General features: G+C 73.3%; 17 protein-coding genes. 11 read left to right on the top strand and 6 right to left on the bottom strand.

The genetic code is table 11. From position 1 onward, the window contains the following. Positions 1–968, top strand: a 968-nt coding sequence (locus tag HGCM_RS16830; protein ID WP_161604961.1) for a YhgE/Pip family protein, incomplete at its 5' end; no start/stop codon positions are given. 64 nt (positions 969–1,032) lie between these two features. Here HGCM_RS16830 and HGCM_RS18710 read toward each other — a convergent pair. The 5 genes from HGCM_RS18710 to HGCM_RS04395 form a co-directional block, all read right to left on the bottom strand. After that, positions 1,033–2,163, bottom strand: a complete 1,131-nt coding sequence (locus HGCM_RS18710) for a M23 family metallopeptidase (RefSeq protein ID WP_026075254.1) — start codon at positions 2,161–2,163, stop codon at positions 1,033–1,035. Between the two features lie 141 nt (positions 2,164–2,304). Next, the gene (locus HGCM_RS04410; protein WP_019135669.1) at positions 2,305–3,291 is read right to left on the bottom strand and encodes a glycoside hydrolase family 43 protein; all 987 of its coding nucleotides are present in this window, start codon (positions 3,289–3,291) and stop codon (positions 2,305–2,307) included. Continuing rightward, positions 3,288–4,193, bottom strand: a complete 906-nt coding sequence (locus tag HGCM_RS04405; protein ID WP_019135668.1) for a carbohydrate ABC transporter permease — start codon at positions 4,191–4,193, stop codon at positions 3,288–3,290. The genes HGCM_RS04410 and HGCM_RS04405 overlap by 4 nt, the downstream gene beginning before the upstream one ends. Then, positions 4,190–5,173 (bottom strand): carbohydrate ABC transporter permease, encoded by a 984-nt coding sequence (locus HGCM_RS04400; protein ID WP_019135667.1) that lies wholly within the window; start codon positions 5,171–5,173, stop codon positions 4,190–4,192. The genes HGCM_RS04405 and HGCM_RS04400 overlap by 4 nt, the downstream gene beginning before the upstream one ends. After that, positions 5,166–6,482 carry an ABC transporter substrate-binding protein gene (locus tag HGCM_RS04395; protein WP_026075252.1) on the bottom strand — a complete coding sequence of 439 codons (1,317 nt, stop codon included), beginning with the start codon at positions 6,480–6,482 and terminating at the stop codon, positions 5,166–5,168. The genes HGCM_RS04400 and HGCM_RS04395 overlap by 8 nt, the downstream gene beginning before the upstream one ends. Before the next feature lie 213 nt (positions 6,483–6,695). Here HGCM_RS04395 and HGCM_RS04390 point away from each other — a divergent pair, with 213 nt between their 5' ends. The 10 genes from HGCM_RS04390 (at position 6,696) to HGCM_RS04345 (ending at position 14,744) form a co-directional block, all read left to right on the top strand. Next, positions 6,696–7,712 carry a LacI family DNA-binding transcriptional regulator gene (locus tag HGCM_RS04390; RefSeq protein ID WP_019135665.1) on the top strand — a complete coding sequence of 339 codons (1,017 nt, stop codon included), beginning with the start codon at positions 6,696–6,698 and terminating at the stop codon, positions 7,710–7,712. Between the two features lie 96 nt (positions 7,713–7,808). Then, positions 7,809–9,623, top strand: coding sequence for a glycoside hydrolase family 2 protein (locus HGCM_RS04385; protein WP_019135664.1), 1,815 nt, complete (start codon positions 7,809–7,811; stop codon positions 9,621–9,623). Positions 9,624–9,744: 121 nt separating this feature from the next. Further along, entirely contained in the window at positions 9,745–10,659 is a 915-nt protein-coding gene (locus tag HGCM_RS04380) for an endo alpha-1,4 polygalactosaminidase (RefSeq protein ID WP_019135663.1), read from the top strand. A 312-nt stretch (positions 10,660–10,971) separates the two neighbouring features. Then, entirely contained in the window at positions 10,972–11,460 is a 489-nt protein-coding gene (locus tag HGCM_RS16820; protein ID WP_019135662.1) for a cysteine dioxygenase, read from the top strand. Continuing rightward, the gene (locus tag HGCM_RS04370) at positions 11,457–11,867 is read left to right on the top strand and encodes a rhodanese-like domain-containing protein (protein ID WP_019135661.1); all 411 of its coding nucleotides are present in this window, start codon (positions 11,457–11,459) and stop codon (positions 11,865–11,867) included. The genes HGCM_RS16820 and HGCM_RS04370 overlap by 4 nt, the downstream gene beginning before the upstream one ends. A gap of 39 nt (positions 11,868–11,906) precedes the next feature. Further along, complete coding sequence (locus HGCM_RS04365; protein ID WP_019135660.1) at positions 11,907–12,401, top strand: GNAT family N-acetyltransferase; 495 nt, start codon at positions 11,907–11,909, stop codon at positions 12,399–12,401. Positions 12,402–12,497: 96 nt separating this feature from the next. Then, on the top strand, positions 12,498–12,827 hold the full coding sequence (locus tag HGCM_RS04360; protein WP_019135659.1) for a PadR family transcriptional regulator: 330 nt from the start codon (positions 12,498–12,500) through the stop codon (positions 12,825–12,827). Further along, positions 12,824–13,192, top strand: a complete 369-nt coding sequence (locus tag HGCM_RS04355) for a DUF1048 domain-containing protein (RefSeq protein ID WP_019135658.1) — start codon at positions 12,824–12,826, stop codon at positions 13,190–13,192. Before HGCM_RS04360 ends, HGCM_RS04355 begins: the two co-directional genes overlap by 4 nt. Next, on the top strand, positions 13,189–13,986 hold the full coding sequence (locus HGCM_RS04350; RefSeq protein ID WP_019135657.1) for an ABC transporter ATP-binding protein: 798 nt from the start codon (positions 13,189–13,191) through the stop codon (positions 13,984–13,986). Before HGCM_RS04355 ends, HGCM_RS04350 begins: the two co-directional genes overlap by 4 nt. Further along, positions 13,983–14,744: an ABC transporter permease gene (locus HGCM_RS04345; protein WP_019135656.1), complete on the top strand. Its 762-nt coding sequence runs from the start codon at positions 13,983–13,985 to the stop codon at positions 14,742–14,744. Before HGCM_RS04350 ends, HGCM_RS04345 begins: the two co-directional genes overlap by 4 nt. A 51-nt stretch (positions 14,745–14,795) precedes the next feature. On the opposite strand, the gene HGCM_RS04340 is transcribed toward HGCM_RS04345, so the two are convergent. Next, entirely contained in the window at positions 14,796–15,899 is a 1,104-nt protein-coding gene (locus tag HGCM_RS04340; protein ID WP_019135655.1) for an alkene reductase, read from the bottom strand. Positions 15,900–15,955 lie beyond the last annotated feature (56 nt).

Raw genomic sequence — 15,955 nt, 5'->3', positions numbered from 1 at the left:
GCTCCCTCGCGGACGCGGCGCCGGCCCTCGTCGACGGCGTGGACCAGGCGGCCGCCGGCGCCGGCCGGCTCGCCGACGGCACCGGGCGTCTCGTCACGGGTGCGGCGCGACTGGCCGGCGGCGCAGGTCAGCTCGACGACGGCGCGGGGCGGCTCGCGTCCGGGGCCGACCGGCTGGCCGGCGGGTCGGCCGACCTGGTCGACGGCACGGACCGGCTCGAGGACGGCGCCGTCCGGCTCCACGACGGCCTCGCCGACGGCGTCCAGCGCGTCCCGGACGTCGACGAGCGCACCCGGGAGGCGACCGCGTCGACCATCGCCGACCCGGTCGGCGTCCACGCCGACGCGCTCTCGTCCGCCGGCACCTACGGCGGCGGGCTGGCGCCGTTCTTCCTCTCGCTCGCGACCTGGATCGGCGCCTACGTGCTCTTCCTGCTCGTGCGGCCGCTGTCGACGCGCGCCCTCGCGGCGGGCCGCTCGGCGGTGTGGACGGTGCTCGGCGCGTGGGTCGTGCCGTTCGGCATCGGGGTCGCCCAGGTCGCGGCCATGTTCTCCGTGACGAAGTTCGCGCTCGACATCGACCCCGCCTACGGGTTCGGCACCGCGGCGTTCCTCGTCCTCATGACGGCCACGTTCGTCGCCGTGCTGCAGCTCCTCAACGTGTGGCTCGGCGCCGCCGGCCAGTTCCTCGGCCTCGTCCTCATGCTCGTGCAGCTCGTGACGGCCGGGGGCACCTTCCCGTGGCAGACGCTGCCGGAGCCGCTGGCCTCCCTGCACCGGGTGCTGCCGATGTCGTACACGGTCGAGGGCCTGAGGCAGCTCCTGTACGGCGGCAACCTCGCCACCGTCTCGCGGGACGTCGGCGTCCTCGTCGTCGTGCTGGGTGCGACGATCGCGGCGACGACCCTCGTCGCCCGCCGCCAGCGGGTCTGGACGTCGAACCGGCTGCAGCCGGAGCTCGTCCTCTAGCCGCGGAGGCGACGAGGACGCGACGAGGGCGGGCCGGCGCAGCGCCGGCCCGCCCTCGCGCGCGTCAGAGGCCCGCGCGGACGTTCTTGCTCGGGACCCAGCCCGTCACGCCGCTCACGCGCACCTTGGTCCACGTCCCGGACGTCGCGACGCGGGTGAGCGCGCGGCCCTTCGCGACCGTGGCGACGGAGCGCGCCTTCGAGGTCGCGGCCACGCGGACCGCGGTCGTCGCGCCGATCGAGTAGGTCTTGTACTGGCGGATGTACGTGGAGTGCACCCAGCCGCTGTACGTCTTGCCGGTCGACGTCGTCACGGTCACCGGGACGAACTTGTTGACCATCGTCCCGGGCTTGTTGGCCAGGGTCGTGTTGGCCGCGACGACCTTGACGACCTTCGACGCGGTCGTCGCCGCGGCGCGCACGTTGAGCGTCGCCGACGAGTAGTAGACGCACTTCGTGGGCGCCTTGGCCCGGCGGTCGCCCGTCGACGCCTTGACGACGTCGAGGTTGTGCGCGCGGAGCCAGGCCGCCGGGTCCGTCGAGCGGCCGACGCCGTAGAACGCGCCCGTCCAGACCTCGAGGTGCAGGTGCGGGCCCGACGCCGGACCGGACGCGCCGACGTCGGCGATGCGCTGGCCGGCGGCGACCTTCTGGCCGACCTTGACGTACTTGCCGGGGTTCCACGGGTGGATGTACGCGAGGTACGTCGTCTTGCCGTCGACGTAGCTGCGCACGACGAGGTAGCCGGACGCGCCGCCGCGGGGCTGGACGACGTGCGACACCGTGCCGGCCGCGACGGCGTAGACGCCGTAGCCGTCCGGCGCCGACATGTCGAGGCCGAGGTGGAACGTCGAGCCGCCGACCGTCGGGATGCAGCGCGGGCCGTAGCCGGAGACGAGCGCGTACTCCTTGGTCGCGACGGGGATGACGAGCGTCTGCCCGTCGGGCGCCGTGGCCTTCGTGAGCTTCGACGGGATCGTCGGCTTCGGCGTGGCCGTGGGCGTCGGGGTGGGCTTCGGCGTGGCCGTGGCCGTGGGCGTCGGGGTGGGCTTCGGCGTGGCCGTCGCGCTCGACGTCGGGCTCGGCGTCGGGCTGGGCGATGCGGTGGAGGCCTCGGCCGGCAGCACGAGCCCGGCCACGACCAGGGAGCTGACGGCGAGCGACGCGGCGGCTCGCCAGGGTCGGGACAGGGGCACGAGGGGACTCCTCTCGAGGGCGGTGTCTCCCTTATCGGCCGACTCCGCCCTGAACCTGAGGAATCGGGCGCAACACGTCATGCGTCCCACGTGTCCCACGCGTCACCGCAGGTCAGGCACGCGGCCGGACGGGCGCCCGTCTCACGGGTCGGTCGAGACGGTCCCGTCGTCGTCCCACCGCAGCGGCACGGAGTGCAGGGCCCGGTAGGTGTAGAGCTCGTCCCAGCCGTGCACGACGAGCACGTCGCCGTCGTCGGTCGCGACGACGTCCTGGCCGCCCGGCCCCCGCAGGTCGCCGTGCGAGGCCAGCAGCGGGTCCGGCTGCTTGGTGTACGGCCCGAGCAGGTCGGACGCGCGCGCCGCACCGACGGCGTAGGCGTCCCCGCCGTAGGCGTTGGCGGAGTAGAGCAGCACGTACGCGTCGTCGTGCCGGACCAGGGTCGGGGCCTCGACGAGGTCGCCCTCCCACGGCTGGTCCTGGTGCAGCAGCCGCGTCGGCTCGCCCGCGAGCGCGAGGCCGTCCTGCGAGAGCGGGGCGATCTCGATCCACGTGTCGAGGCCGCAGCAGTTCCCGTCGGTCTTCCACAGCAGGTAGCGCGTGCCGTCGTCGTCGGTGAAGGTGCTCGCGTCGATCGCGCCGCCCTCGTCGACGGGGCAGACGAGCGGCTCGTCGTCGGCCGGCGTGAACGTGCCGTCGGCCGTGGGGCTCGTCGCGACGCCGATGCACTGCCGCCCGGAGTCGGTGTGCAGGGCGGTGACGTACATGACCCACGTGCCGTCCGCGCGCTGCGAGACGTCCGGCGCCCACGTGCGGCCGGTCGAGGCCCAGGCGGGCAGCGTCGGCAGCACGTCGCGGCGCTCCACCGTCCAGCTGCGCAGGTCGGGCGTGGTGGCGGTGCGGATGTTGAGGCCGTTCATGCCCGTCGCGAACGCCCGCCATCCGTCGTCGGTCGCGACGACGTCCGGGTCGGGGAAGTCCTCGTCGATCAGCGGCGCGTCGGGGTCGGCCGACGACGAGGCCGGTGCCGGCGCGGAGGACGAGCCGCTCGACGCACCGTCCGCCCCGCAGCCCGCGACGACGAGCAGCGCGCCGATGCCGAGCGCGACGACCCCGCCGAGCGGCCTCACCCCTTGACCGCCGCGCCGGTCACCGACTCCACGATCTGCCGCTGCGCGATGCCGAACAGCACGAGCACCGGCACGGACGCCACCACGGCGCCCGCCATGACGATCGCGAAGTGCGTCCGGTAGGCGCCCTGCAGCATCGACAGGCCCGGCTGCAGCGTCATGTTCTCCGGCGAGAGCAGCACGTAGACCGGCCACAGGAAGTCGTTCCAGTTGTTGAGGAACGACAGGACGGCGAGCGTCGCGAGCGCGGGCCGGGCCAGCGGGAGGACGACCTGCAGGAAGATCCGCAGGTCGCCGGCGCCGTCGATGCGCGCGGCCTCCTCGATCTCCACCGGCAGGCCGACGAAGAACTGCCGCAGGAAGAAGATGCCGAACGCGCCGGCCGCGCCGGGCACGGTGATCGCCAGGATCGTGTCGAGCCAGCCGAGGTTCTGCACGATGAGGTAGTTCGGGATGAGGAAGACGACCGGCGGCACCAGCAGCGTCGAGATGATGAGGCCGAAGATCACCTTCTTGCCCGCGAAGTCGAGGCGCGCGAGCGCGTAGGCGCCCATGGACGCGGTGACGAGGATGAGCAGCGTCTGCAGGGTCGCCGCGGCGAACGAGTTCCACAGCCACAGCAGGATCGGCTGCTGCCCGCCGGCGAGCGTCCGGTACGCGTCCAGCGAGAGCGGGCTCGGCAGCGAGTACGGGTTGCGGATGGCGTCGGCGTCCGTCTTGAACGACGTCACGACCATCCAGACCAGCGGCAGGATCACGACGAGCGCCAGCAGGATCAGCAGGACGTAGAGGATCGTCGTCGCGACCGGGCGGCGGGGCCCGCGGCGGCGGGTGCGGCGCGGCTCGTCGACCGGCTCGACGGCGGCGGCGGCCGCGGCGGCGGGCAGGATCGGCGTGCTCATCGGGTGACCCCCTTCTCGACGCGCTCGCGCTGGAGCCGGAAGTTCACGATGCTGACCACGGCGAGGAAGGCGAACAGGACGTAGCTCATCGCGGCGGCGGGCGCCATGTTGTTCTGCGAGAGGCCCTGGTCGGCGATGTACATGATCGCCGTCCGGGTGGCGTTGCCCGGGCCGCCGACGGTCAGCAGGTACGACTGGCCGAACATGTTGGCCGAGGCCAGCACGGTCGTCGTCGTGATGAACAGCATCACCGGACGCAGGCCCGGGAGCGTGACGGCGAAGAAGGACCGCACGGCCCCGGCGCCGTCGAGCGCCGCCGCCTCGTACAGCTCGGCGTTGATGCCCTTGAGGCCCGCCAGGAAGATCACGGTGTTGAGGCCCGCGGTCCACCACACCGTGACACCGACGAGCGAGACCCACACCCACGGCGTGTCCACGGTCCACGGGATGTCGCCGCGGATGCCGATGCTGTGCAGCAGGTGGTTGAGGATGCCGGACTGGGTGTCGAGGACGTAGCCCCACACCAGCCCGACCACGGCCACGCCCAGCACGTAGGGCGCGAAGAAGATGGTCCGGAACGTCGTCGCGGCCCGGATGCGCTGGTTGAGCAGCACCGCGACCAGCAGCGGGATGACGACGAGCAGCGGCACGCTCGCCACGACGAAGATCCCGGTAGCGCCCATCGACTGCCAGAAGTCGTCGTGGGTCGTCGAGCCCGAGGTGAACAGGTCGGCGTAGTTCTTGAGGCCGATGAAGCTCTGCACGTCCCGGAACGGGCTCCAGTCCGTGAGGCTGATCCACAGGCCGTAGACGGCCGGGGCCAGCACGAACGTCGTGAAGAGCACGAGGAACGGCGCGAGGAACAGGTAGGCGGTCAGGGTCCGGCGGCGACGTCGCGCGGGTCCGCCGGCGCGCGAGGCGCCGCGCCCCCCGGCGGTCTGCCGGGGGGCGACGGCGGCCGTCGCGGTGGAGTCAGTCACCGTACTTCGCACGGTTCTGCTCGAGGATCTGGTCGGCCTTCGCCTTGGCGTCGTCCAGCGCCGCCTTCGGCGTCTTCTTGCCGGTCAGGGCCTCGTTGATGGCGGTGGTCACGAGCGCGTTCGCCTCGTTGATGCCGGGCGAGACCGTCTCGTAGTGGGCGTACTCGAGCTCCTCCATGAACGGGGCGAGGTTCGGGTACTTCTCGACGAGGGCCGGGTCGTCGCGGACCGAGTTCGCACCCGGCAGCTCGCCCGTCTCGGCCCAGCCGGCCGAGTTGTCGTTCATCCACTTGACGAACGTCGCGGCGGCCGAGGTCTTGTTCTCGTCCTGACCCTTGTTCGCAGGGAACACCCAGTGCGTCGAGCTCGACCACACGGCCTTCTCCGGACCGATCTGCGGGACGGGCGCGGCGGCCCAGTCGAGGCCGTCGAACGCCGTGTTCGTCGTCTGCCAGACGCCGTTCCAGTTGAACGCGGTGTCGCCGGCGAGCAGCGCCTTGATGTTGCCGTCCTGGGCGACGTTCGCGGGGCTGTAGCCGTCGTCGATGAGGCTGCGCATCCAGGTCAGCGCCTGGACGCCCGCGTCGGAGTTGAAGGTCGCCTCCGTGACGTCCTCGTTGTACAGGTCGCCGCCGAACTGCCACAGCAGGCTCTGGAACTCGAAGGTGCCGGTGAAGACGTAGCCGTCCACCCACTCGCCCTGGACGCCGGCGTCCTTGAGCGCCTTGAGCGCCGCCTCGTAGGACGCCTTGTCCGTCGGGACGTCCTTCACGCCGCCCTTCGCCATGACCTCCTTGTTCACGTAGAGGCCGAGCGGGGTGACGCTCCACGGCACCGCGTACTGCGCGTCCTTGTAGTTGCCCTTGTCGAAGACCCCCGGGGGGAAGTCCTCGGCGGTGTAGCCGAGCGCCTTGACGATGTCGTCGGCCTGCAGCAGCAGCTTCTGCGCGGCGTAGGTGGCGAGGTCGTCGCCGTGCAGCACGGCGACGTCGGGGCCCTTGCCGGCCTTGATCGCGAGCGGGAGCTTCGAGGCGATGTCGGCCCACTCCTGCGGGACGGCCTTGACGACGATGTTGTCGTGCTCGGAGTTGAACTTGTCGATCAGCTGCGGCACGAGCGTCGGCGCGGCTCCACCGGTCCAGCCGTGCCAGAAGGTGATCTGCACCTTCGGGCCGTCGTACTCGCCGCTGCCGGTCACCGCGCCTCCCCCGCCGCCGGAGCCGGAGCCCGACCCGGAGCAGGCGGCGAGCGCGAGGGCCACGACGGCCGCGAGCCCGGCGCCGATCCCCCTGGTCCATGACTTCCTCATGCGAGCTCTCCTTTGAGTGTGAGGGTGCGACCGAGCGACCGCCGACGTCTCGACGGGCTGGGCCGGTCCCCGGAATTTACAGCGCTGAAATGTCCGGGTCAAGGGTGGCGCGGCGGGCCCGCGTTGCCGCGCGAGCCGCACGGGCCGGTCCCGTGCCGCCGCGGGCGGCGCGCCGCTAGGGTGATCCGCGGCGACGACGGGCGGGAGGGTGCGATGGGCCGCGAGCGCGGGCGCGTGCGCCTCCAGGACGTCGCCGAGCACGCCGGCGTCTCGATGAAGACGGTGTCGAACGTGGTGCGCGACGCGCCGCACGTCTCGGAGCGGATGCGGCTGCGGGTCCAGCGGTCGATCGACGAGCTGGGCTACCGGCCGAACATGATGGGGCGGCGCCTCGCCACCGGCCGCACGGGCCTGGTCGCCCTCGCGTTCGCCGACATCGGGATCCCGTACTTCGCGGAGCTGTCGCGTGTCGTGTCCCGGGTCGCGCTGCGGCACGGCTACCGGGTGCTCATCGAGGAGACCGACGCGACGCTCGACGGCGAGCGCGCGCTGCTCGCGAGCTCGGAGTCGGGCCTCGTCGACGGCATGCTCTTCCAGCCGAGCGTCATGACGTCGACGGAGATCGCCCGGCACCGCGCCGAGCTGCCGCTGGTCCTGCTCGGGGAGACGGCCGCGCCGCTGACCATGGACCGCGTGATGATCGACAACGTGGCCGCCGCCAGGGACGTGACGCGCCACGTGCTCGCCGAGGGCCGCCGACGGGTCGGCTTCGTCGGGCACGAGCGCGCGGGGCTCTCCGAGACGTCGCGCCAGCGGATCGCGGGCTACCAGCAGGCGCTGGAGGAGGCCGGCCTGACGCCGGACCCCGCGCTGCTCGTCGCCACGGACGAGATCTCCGCGGCGGGCGCGGTACGAGCGGTGGGCGCCGCGCTGGCGTCGGGGCTGGACGTGGACGCCCTCGTCTGCCGCGACGACCTGGCCGCGATGGGGACCCTCCGGGCGCTGCAGGAGCACGGGGTGCGGGTGCCGCAGCAGGTCGCGGTCACGGGGTGGGACGACGTCCGGCTCGCCGCCGTCACCTTCCCGAGCCTGACGAGCGTGGCGCCCGACCTGGAGGCGCTGGCGGAGCGCGCGCTGACCCTCCTGCTCGAGCGCGTCGGCGGCTTCGACGGCACCGGGCGGCACGAGACCGTGCCCTACCGGGTCGTCGTGCGCGAGAGCGCTCCCTGAACCGCACCCGCGCCTCACCCTCCCCGCTCGTCACCTCTCGACGGCCTCGTTCGGAGAAGGATTTACAGCGCTGCAAGAATCGGCCATGCTGTCGCCATGATCGACGACGACCAGCGCCCCGTGGCGAGCACGCAGGACGGGACGCACCCGCGCCCGCAGCTGCTGCGCGCGCACTGGGTCGACCTGTCCGGCACGTGGCGCTTCCGCTTCGACGACGAGGACGCCGGGCGGACGCAGCGCTGGTGGGAGTCGTGGCCGGGCGGGGACCAGGCGATCGAGGTCCCGTACCCCCCGGAGTCGCCCGCGTCGGGCGTCGGCGAGACGGGGTTCCACCCCGTCGCCTGGTACAGCCGCACGCTCACCGCCGAGCACCTGGCGGCGGCGGGCCACGTCCGGCAGGACGGCACCGGCACCCGCCTCATGCTGCGGTTCGGCGCGGTCGACTACCGCTGCCGCGTCTGGCTCGACGGGCAGCTCGTCGGTGAGCACGAGGGCGGGCACACGCCGTTCGCGTTCGACGTCACGGACGCGCTGGGGGACGGCGACGAGCACGTCCTCGTCGTCCGCACCGAGGACGACCCGCACGACGTGGCGCAGCCGCGCGGCAAGCAGGACTGGCGCGAGCAGCCCCACGTCATCTGGTACCACCGCACGAGCGGGATCTGGCAGCCGGTGTGGCTCGAGGCCGTGCCCGCGGTGGCCGTCGACAGCCTGCACTGGACCGCCGACCCGCGGGCGGCGACCGTCACCGCGGAGATCCGGCTCACGGCCCGGCCCGAGGGCGACCTGCCGCTGCGCGTGCGCCTCACGCACGACGGCCAGCGGCTGGCGGACGTCACGACCGTCACGACCGGCGCCGAGGCGACCGTCGTGCTCCCCGTCCCCGCGCTCATGAACGGCCAGGCGTACGAGGAGCTGCTCTGGAGCCCCGAGCACCCGCGGCTCGTCGACGCGACGCTCGACGTCGGCGAGGACCGCGTCTCGTCCTACCTCGGCATCCGTTCAGCCGAGGTGGCACGCGGGCGGTTCGTCCTCAACGACCGCCCGTACTACGTGCGCTCGGTGCTCAACCAGGGCTACTGGCCGCAGTCGCACCTCGCGGCGCCCTCGCCCGAGGCGCTGCGGGCCGAGGCGCAGCTCGTCAAGGACCTGGGCTTCAACGCCACCCGCGTGCACCAGAAGTTCGAGGACCCGCGGTTCCTGTTCTGGGCCGACCGGCTCGGGCTGCTCGTCTGGGGCGAGGCGCCCGCCAGCTTCACCTTCACCCCCGCCTCCGTCGAGCGGACCGTCCGGGAGTGGCTCGAGATCGTCCGGCGGGACTTCTCGCACCCGTCGATCGTCACGTGGGTGCCGCTCAACGAGAGCTGGGGGGTCCAGCACCTGGCGCACGACGCCCGCATGCGCGAGCACGCCCGGGCGATGGTCGCGCTCACGAAGGCACTCGACGCGACGCGACCGGTCGTCTCGAACGACGGCTGGGAGCAGGTCGACACCGACGTGCTGGCCATCCACGACTACGAGGGCGACCCGGCGGTCGTCGGTCCGCGCTACCGCGACCGCGCGGCCGTCGACGCGCTCGTCGCCGGGTTCGGCCCCGCGGGCCGGCGGCTCGTGCTCTCCGGCGACGTCGACGAGGCGCCGGTGATGCTCACCGAGTTCGGCGGCATCTCCTACGACGTCGACGCCGTCGACGAGGCCTGGGGCTACACGGCCGCGACGAACCCGGACGACTTCGCCAAGCGCCTGGGGGGGCTGCTCGACGCGGTCCGCTCGAGCGAGGTGCTCGCCGGCTTCTGCTACACCCAGCTGGCCGACACGCTGCAGGAGACGAACGGGCTCGTGGCCGCCGACCGCACGCCCAAGCTCCCGATCGAGCAGCTGAAGGCGATCGTCACCGGCACGCGCTCCTGAGGCGCCGACCGCGCAGCCCGCACGAGCGTTCCCGCCGGCCGCCTGGACACCGTCGCGGGCCGCCCGGCACCGTGGGCGCACGCGCGGACCCGCGCGGTCCTGCCACGCGAGGAGCCAGCCGGTGCCGACCACCCGGGGTGCAGCCCTGCTGCTGCGCCCGTCCGCCGCGCTCGTCGGGCTCGTCCTCGCCGCTGGGTGCGGTCAGTCGTCGTCCGGTGCCGGTCCGACGCCGGTGCCGGGCTCCACGACGAGCGGGACGGGGACCGCGACCGCGTCCGCGTCCCCGGAGCCGGAGCCGGAGCCGACGACGACGTACGCGCTGCCGCCGACGAGGGGCGTCTTCGACTACCAGCTCGGCGGCGCCTACGACCTGCCGGGCCTCGCGGTGGTCGGCCGGGACGCGACGGCGGAGCCCGCCGAGGGCGCGTACTCGATCTGCTACGTCAACGGCTTCCAGACCCAGCCCGGCGACGAGGCCACCTGGGCCGGCGCGCGGGAGGACCTGCTGCTCCACGACGCGTCCGGCGAGCTCGTCGTCGACCCGGACTGGCCCGACGAGCACGTGCTCGACCCGTCGACCGAGGAACAGCGCACGGGGATCCTCGAGGTGATGGGTCCGGTGATCGACGGCTGCGCCGCCCACGGGTTCGACGCCGTCGAGATCGACAACCTCGACACCTGGACCCGGTTCGACCAGATCCCCGAGTCCGGCGCCGTCGCGCTCGCCTCCGCCTACATCGAGCGCGCGCACGCCGCCGGGCTCGCGATCGCGCAGAAGAACGCGGCGGAGCACACCGAGGCGTTCCACCGGCTGGGGTTCGACTTCGCGGTCACCGAGGAGTGCGCGGTGTGGGACGAGTGCGCGGCGTACACGGACGTCTACGGCGAGCACGTGCTGCAGATCGAGTACACCGACGCCCTCCCCCACCCCTTCGCGGACGTCTGCGCCCGCCCGGACCGCGCGCCGCTCACGATCCTGCGGGACCGCGACCTCGTCGCGAAGGGCGACGACGCGTACGCGTACGACCAGTGCTGACGGCGCCGCGCTCGAAATCCGATCAGATCGGTCGCGTATCTTGACGCGCCCTCGTCGCTCGTGCTGCAGTGGGCTCGTCGTCGAGTGACGACCCCCGTGACGAGCCGTCTCGTCCCCGCGCCCCCGCGGCGCGCCCGGCAGGAGAGGAGCACCGCGATGACCGTCGCCCGTGCGCTGACCTCCTGTCCGGTCTGCTGTCAGAGCCACTGACCGCCCGGCCCACGCCGGCGTCGCCCTGACCCGTCCCCGCTCGTCGACGACGACGTGCGGGCGGACCACTCCCGCAGACCACCGAGAGACCGAGGCACTGCCATGACCGTCCTGACCCCGCGACCCGTCCGCCCCCCGCTCGACGCCGACGAGCTCACCACCCTCGTCGAGGCCATCGCCGCCCGCCCCGAGACCTGGCGCCACCTCGTCCGCTTCACCGAGGGCGACCGTTGGTGGACCCGCCTGCCCGCGCCGGACGGGGTCGACGTCTGGATCCTGTCGTGGCTGCCCGCGCAGGGCACCGAGCCGCACGACCACGGCGACTCCGCCGCGGCCTTCACCGTGGTCGCCGGCACGCTCACCGAGCTGCGTCCGGACGAGGCGGGCGAGCTGCTGCCGCAGGACCTCGGCTCCGGGCGGACCCAGCAGGTCGAGCCCGGGCAGGTCCACGACGTGGTCAACGTCGGCACCGAGCCGGCGGTGAGCATCCACGCGTACTCGCCGCCGCTGGTCCGGATGACCTACTACCGGCAGACGCCGCAGGGGCTCGTCGTGAGCCGCACCAAGGAGACGACGGAGCCGGAGGAGTGAGCGCGACGACGGCGGTCCGCCGCAGCATCGACGACGTGCTGGCCGACGCCCGCTCCCGCCTGCGCAGGCTCGCGCCCGTCGAGGCGTGGGAGGCCGTGCGGCACGGGGCGCTGCTCGTGGACATCCGGCCGGCGGCGCAGCGCGCCGCCGAGGGTTCGGTCCCGTGGGCTCTCGTCATCGAGCGGAACGTGCTCGAGTGGCGGCTCGACCCGGCCAGCGACGCACGCATCCCCCAGGCGCTGGGCTACGACGTGCAGCCGGTGGTGCTCTGCTCGGAGGGGTACACCTCCAGCCTGGCCGCCGCGGCGCTGCAGGACCTCGGGCTGCACCGGGCGACCGACGTCGTGGGCGGGTTCCAGGCGTGGCGCCGGGCCGGGCTGCCGACGACGAGCGTGCACCGCGGCTGAGCGCGCCGGGTGCCCGGGCGGGCACCTACGCTCGGACGGGTGACCGTGACCCCCGAGCAGGCCGTCGCCGCTGACGCCGCGGCGATCCACGCGCTGCGGCGCTCGCTCGAGGACTGGATGGCGGCCCGCGGCATCGACCAGTGGCCCGTCGGGTCGATGCCGCTCGAGCGCGTCGCGGCCCAGGTGGCCGACGGCCAGTGGTGGGTCGTGCGGGACGACGAGGGCGTCGTCGCCAGCGCGCGCGTCGTGACGAGCGACCCCGAGTACTGGGGCGACGACGACGCGCCGGCGCTGTACGTGCACGGGCTCATGGTCGACCGGCGCGCGTCCGGCTCCGGCCTCGGGCGGGCGCTCGTCGAGTGGGCCGACGCCCGGGCGCGCGAGGCGGGCGCCTCCTGGCTCCGGCTCGACCACCGGTCGTCGAACCAGCACCTCGACGACGTCTACCGCTCGTGGGGCTTCGAGCCCGTCGGCGTGACCGACCGCCCGGGCTTCGAGGTCGTCCTCATGCAGCGCCCGCTCCCCGCGCGCTGACCCGTCCGACCCCCGCGAAGAAGACCCTTGCGCGTTCAGTACTCAGCGTTACTATGTACCGGTAGTCAGTGATGCTGAGTAGTGAAGGGAGGGCCGATGGGCAAGCAGGCGACCGAGATGCTCAAGGGGATCCTCGAGGGGATCGTCCTGGCGATCCTGGCCACCCGCCGCGCCTACGGGGCGGAGATCACGGCGTGGCTGCGCGACCAGGGCTTCTCCGACATCGCCGAGGGGACCGTCTACGCCGTGCTCGTGCGCATCGAGCAGCGCGAGCTCGTGGACGTCGAGAAGGTCCCGTCCGAGAAGGGCCCGCCGCGCAAGGTGTACGCCCTCAACGCGCGCGGACGCGAGCAGCTGGACGAGTTCTGGACCACGTGGGGCTTCCTGGCCGGGCGGCTGGAGCGGCTCCGAGAAGGGGAGCGATGACCATGGGGATCATCAGCAAGATGGTCGGCGAGAAGCGCCGCTGGCGTCAGTACAAGGCCCGCACCGCCCGGCTGCCCGAGGGCTACCGGCAGGCGGTCGGGGCGATCGAGCGCTACCTCATGCACGCCGGCCCGGGCGACGGGACGCTCGCGGCGACGATGTTCGAGGACCTGGCGGACCTGTTCGAGCAGGCCGCCGCCGACGGCACGCCCGTCCGCGAGGTCGTCGGCGACGACCCGGTCGAGTTCGTCGAGGCGTTCGTCCGGAACTACTCCGAGGGCGGATGGGTCGACCGCGAGCGCGTGCGTCTCGCCCGGGCGATCGACGAGGCCGCCGCGCACGACGGGACGGAGGGCGAGCGGTGAGCGCCGCCGTGATCGACGTCCACGGGCTCGAGAAGGCCTACGGCGACGCGCCCGTGCTGCGCGGGGTCGACCTCACCGTCCCTCGGGGCAGCATCACCGCGCTGCTCGGCTCCAACGGGGCGGGCAAGACGACGCTCGTCCGGATCCTTGCGACGCTGCTGCGCGCCGACGCGGGCTCCGCGAGCGTCGCGGGGTTCGACGTCGCGACGCAGCCGGCCCAGGTCCGCGGGGCGATCTCCCTGACCGGCCAGTTCGCGGCGGTCGACGAGATCCTCAGCGGGCGCGAGAACCTCGTTCTCGTCGCCCGGCTGCGGCACGTACCGGACCCGGGCGCGGTCGCGGACGAGCTGCTCGAGCGGTTCTCGCTCACGGAGGCGGGCGGCAAGCGCGTCGCCACCTACTCCGGCGGCATGCGCCGCCGGCTCGACATCGCCATGAGCCTCGTCGGCGACCCGCCCGTGATCTTCCTCGACGAGCCCACGACCGGGCTCGACCCGCAGGGCCGCGCCGAGGTGTGGCGCGCCGTCGGGGAGCTCGCGCGTCAGGGCACGACCGTCCTGCTCACGACGCAGTACCTGGAGGAGGCCGAGCAGCTCGCCGACCAGGTCGCGATCCTGCACGAGGGGCGCGTCGTGGTGAACGGCACCATCGCGGAGCTCAAGCGGCTGCTGCCGCCCGCCCGCGTCGAGTACGTCGAGAAGCAGCCGACGCTCGAGGAGGTCTTCCTCGCCGTCGTCGGCCCCGTCCGCGCGACCGCGCCGGCCGGCGAGCCCGCCCCGGAGGCGACGCCATGACCACGCACGCGATCAGCGAGACCGCCGCCCTCACGGGCCGGACCCTGCGCCACGTCACCCGCAGCCCGGACACCGTCATCACGACCGCCGTCACGCCGGTCGCGATCATGCTGCTGTTCGTCTACGTGCTCGGCGGCGCGATCAGCACCGGCTCCGACTCCTACGTCGGCTACCTGCTGCCGGGCATCCTGCTCATCACCATCGCCTCGGGCGTCTCGTACACGGCCTACCGCCTGTTCATGGACGTCTCGACGGGGGTGTTCGAACGGTTCCGCTCGATGCCGATCCCCCGCTCCGGGGTTCTCTGGGCCCACGTCACGACGTCGGTGACCGCGAACCTGGTGTCGCTCGCGCTCGTCGTCGGCGTGGCGCTGCTCATGGGGTTCCGCTCCCCCGCGAGCCCGCTGGCGTGGCTCGGCGTCGTGACGATCCTCGTGCTCTTCACGCTCGCGCTGACCTGGCTGGCCGTGATCGCGGGCCTGTCGGCGTCGTCGGTCGAGGGCGCGAGCGCGTTCTCCTACCCGCTGATCTTCCTGCCGTTCATCAGCTCGGCGTTCGTGCCGACCGAGACGATGCCGACGCCGGTCCGCGTGTTCGCCGAGCACCAGCCGGTGACCGTCGTGGTCGACGCGGTGCGAGGGCTGCTGGACGGGCACGCGGTGGCCTCCGACGTGTGGGGTGCCGTGGCCTGGTGCGTCGGGATCCTCGTCGTCGGGTGGGTCCTCGCGGCCCGGGTGTACCGCCGGTCGTTCCGCTGACCGTCGGGTGCGGCAGGCCGGGTCCCAGGGCGGACCCGGCCTGCCGCGTCGTCAGGACGCCGTCGCGACGCCCTGCTCGTCGAGAGTCGGGTAGTCGGTGTAGCCCGTGCGGTCGCCGCCGTAGGCCTTGCTGAGGTCGGGAGCCGCGAGGTCTGCGCCGCGGGCGAGGCGCGTGACCAGGTCGGGGTTGGCGATGAACAGGCGCGCGAAGGAGACGGCGTCCGCCGCGCCGCTCGCGACGAGGTCGAGCCGCGAGGTCTGCGTCGCGAGGTCCGGGCCGCTGACCGGGTTGAGGACGAGCGCGCCGGGCCAGATCCGCCGCAGCTGCGGGGTCAGGGCCGGGTCGCCCGCCTCGATGAGGTGCAGGTAGGCGAGGCCGAACCCGCCGAGCCGCCGGACGAGCTCCGGGTACAGCTCGGCGTAGTCGTCCTCCACGGTGTCGCCGAGGCCGTTGTTCGGCGAGAGGCGGATGCCGGTGCGCTCCGGCCCGATCGCCTCGGTGACCGCCCGGGTGACCTGGAGCGCGAAGCGGATCCGGTTCTCGACCGACCCGCCCCACTCGTCGGTGCGCCGGTTGGCGTTCGTCGAGAGGAACTGGTGCACCAGGTAGCCGTTGGCGCCGTGGATCTCGACGCCGTCGAAGCCCGCCTCGACGGCGTTCCGCGCCGCCGCCGCGAAGTCCTCGATCGTCCCGGCGACCTGCGCGGCCGTGAGCTCCTCGGGGACGACGTGCTCCTGCAGGCCGGCGGCGGTGAACAGGGGGCCCGCGGCCGCCACCGCGGACGGCCCAACCGGGGTGAGCGCGCCGTGGCCGACGGCCTCCGTGTTGCTCGGGTGGCCGATCCGCCCGGTGTGCATGAGCTGGGCGACGATCTGCCCGCCCCCGTCGTGCACGGCGTCCGTGACGCGGCGCCACGACGCGACCTGCTCGGCGGTGTGCAGACCCGGCGTGGCGGGGTAGCCCTGGCCGACGGCCGACGGCTGGATGCCCTCCGTGACGATCAGGCCGGCGCCCGCGCGCTGCGCGTAGTAGGTCGCCATGTCGGGGGTGGCCCGGGTGTCGCCCGCGCGGCTGCGCGTCATCGGGGCCATCACGATGCGGTTGCGCAGCGCGAGGGCGCCGGCGGTCAGGGGGTCGAACGCGGTGGGGCTCATGGTCGGTCCTTCGGTCGAGGCGTGGCGATGTCGTTAGCCGAACAAGCTCCGCGCGA

Source organism: Cellulomonas massiliensis JC225 (genome assembly GCF_000312005.1).
In the GTDB taxonomy this organism is placed as follows: Bacteria; Actinomycetota; Actinomycetes; order Actinomycetales; family Cellulomonadaceae; genus Cellulomonas; species Cellulomonas massiliensis.
The sequence above is the reverse complement of the archived record's forward strand: the minus strand, read 5'-3'. Positions and strand labels throughout refer to the sequence as shown.

Coding starts and splice junctions, on each gene's coding strand:
- HGCM_RS04340 (WP_019135655.1), bottom strand. CDS start 15,899: ATGAGCCCCACCGCGTTCGACCCCCTGACCGCCGGCGCCCTCGCGCTG.
- HGCM_RS04385 (WP_019135664.1), top strand. CDS start 7,809: ATGATCGACGACGACCAGCGCCCCGTGGCGAGCACGCAGGACGGGACG.
- HGCM_RS04345 (WP_019135656.1), top strand. CDS start 13,983: ATGACCACGCACGCGATCAGCGAGACCGCCGCCCTCACGGGCCGGACC.
- HGCM_RS04405 (WP_019135668.1), bottom strand. CDS start 4,193: ATGAGCACGCCGATCCTGCCCGCCGCCGCGGCCGCCGCCGCCGTCGAG.
- HGCM_RS04360 (WP_019135659.1), top strand. CDS start 12,498: ATGGGCAAGCAGGCGACCGAGATGCTCAAGGGGATCCTCGAGGGGATC.
- HGCM_RS04395 (WP_026075252.1), bottom strand. CDS start 6,482: ATGAGGAAGTCATGGACCAGGGGGATCGGCGCCGGGCTCGCGGCCGTC.
- HGCM_RS04390 (WP_019135665.1), top strand. CDS start 6,696: ATGGGCCGCGAGCGCGGGCGCGTGCGCCTCCAGGACGTCGCCGAGCAC.
- HGCM_RS16820 (WP_019135662.1), top strand. CDS start 10,972: ATGACCGTCCTGACCCCGCGACCCGTCCGCCCCCCGCTCGACGCCGAC.
- HGCM_RS04355 (WP_019135658.1), top strand. CDS start 12,824: ATGACCATGGGGATCATCAGCAAGATGGTCGGCGAGAAGCGCCGCTGG.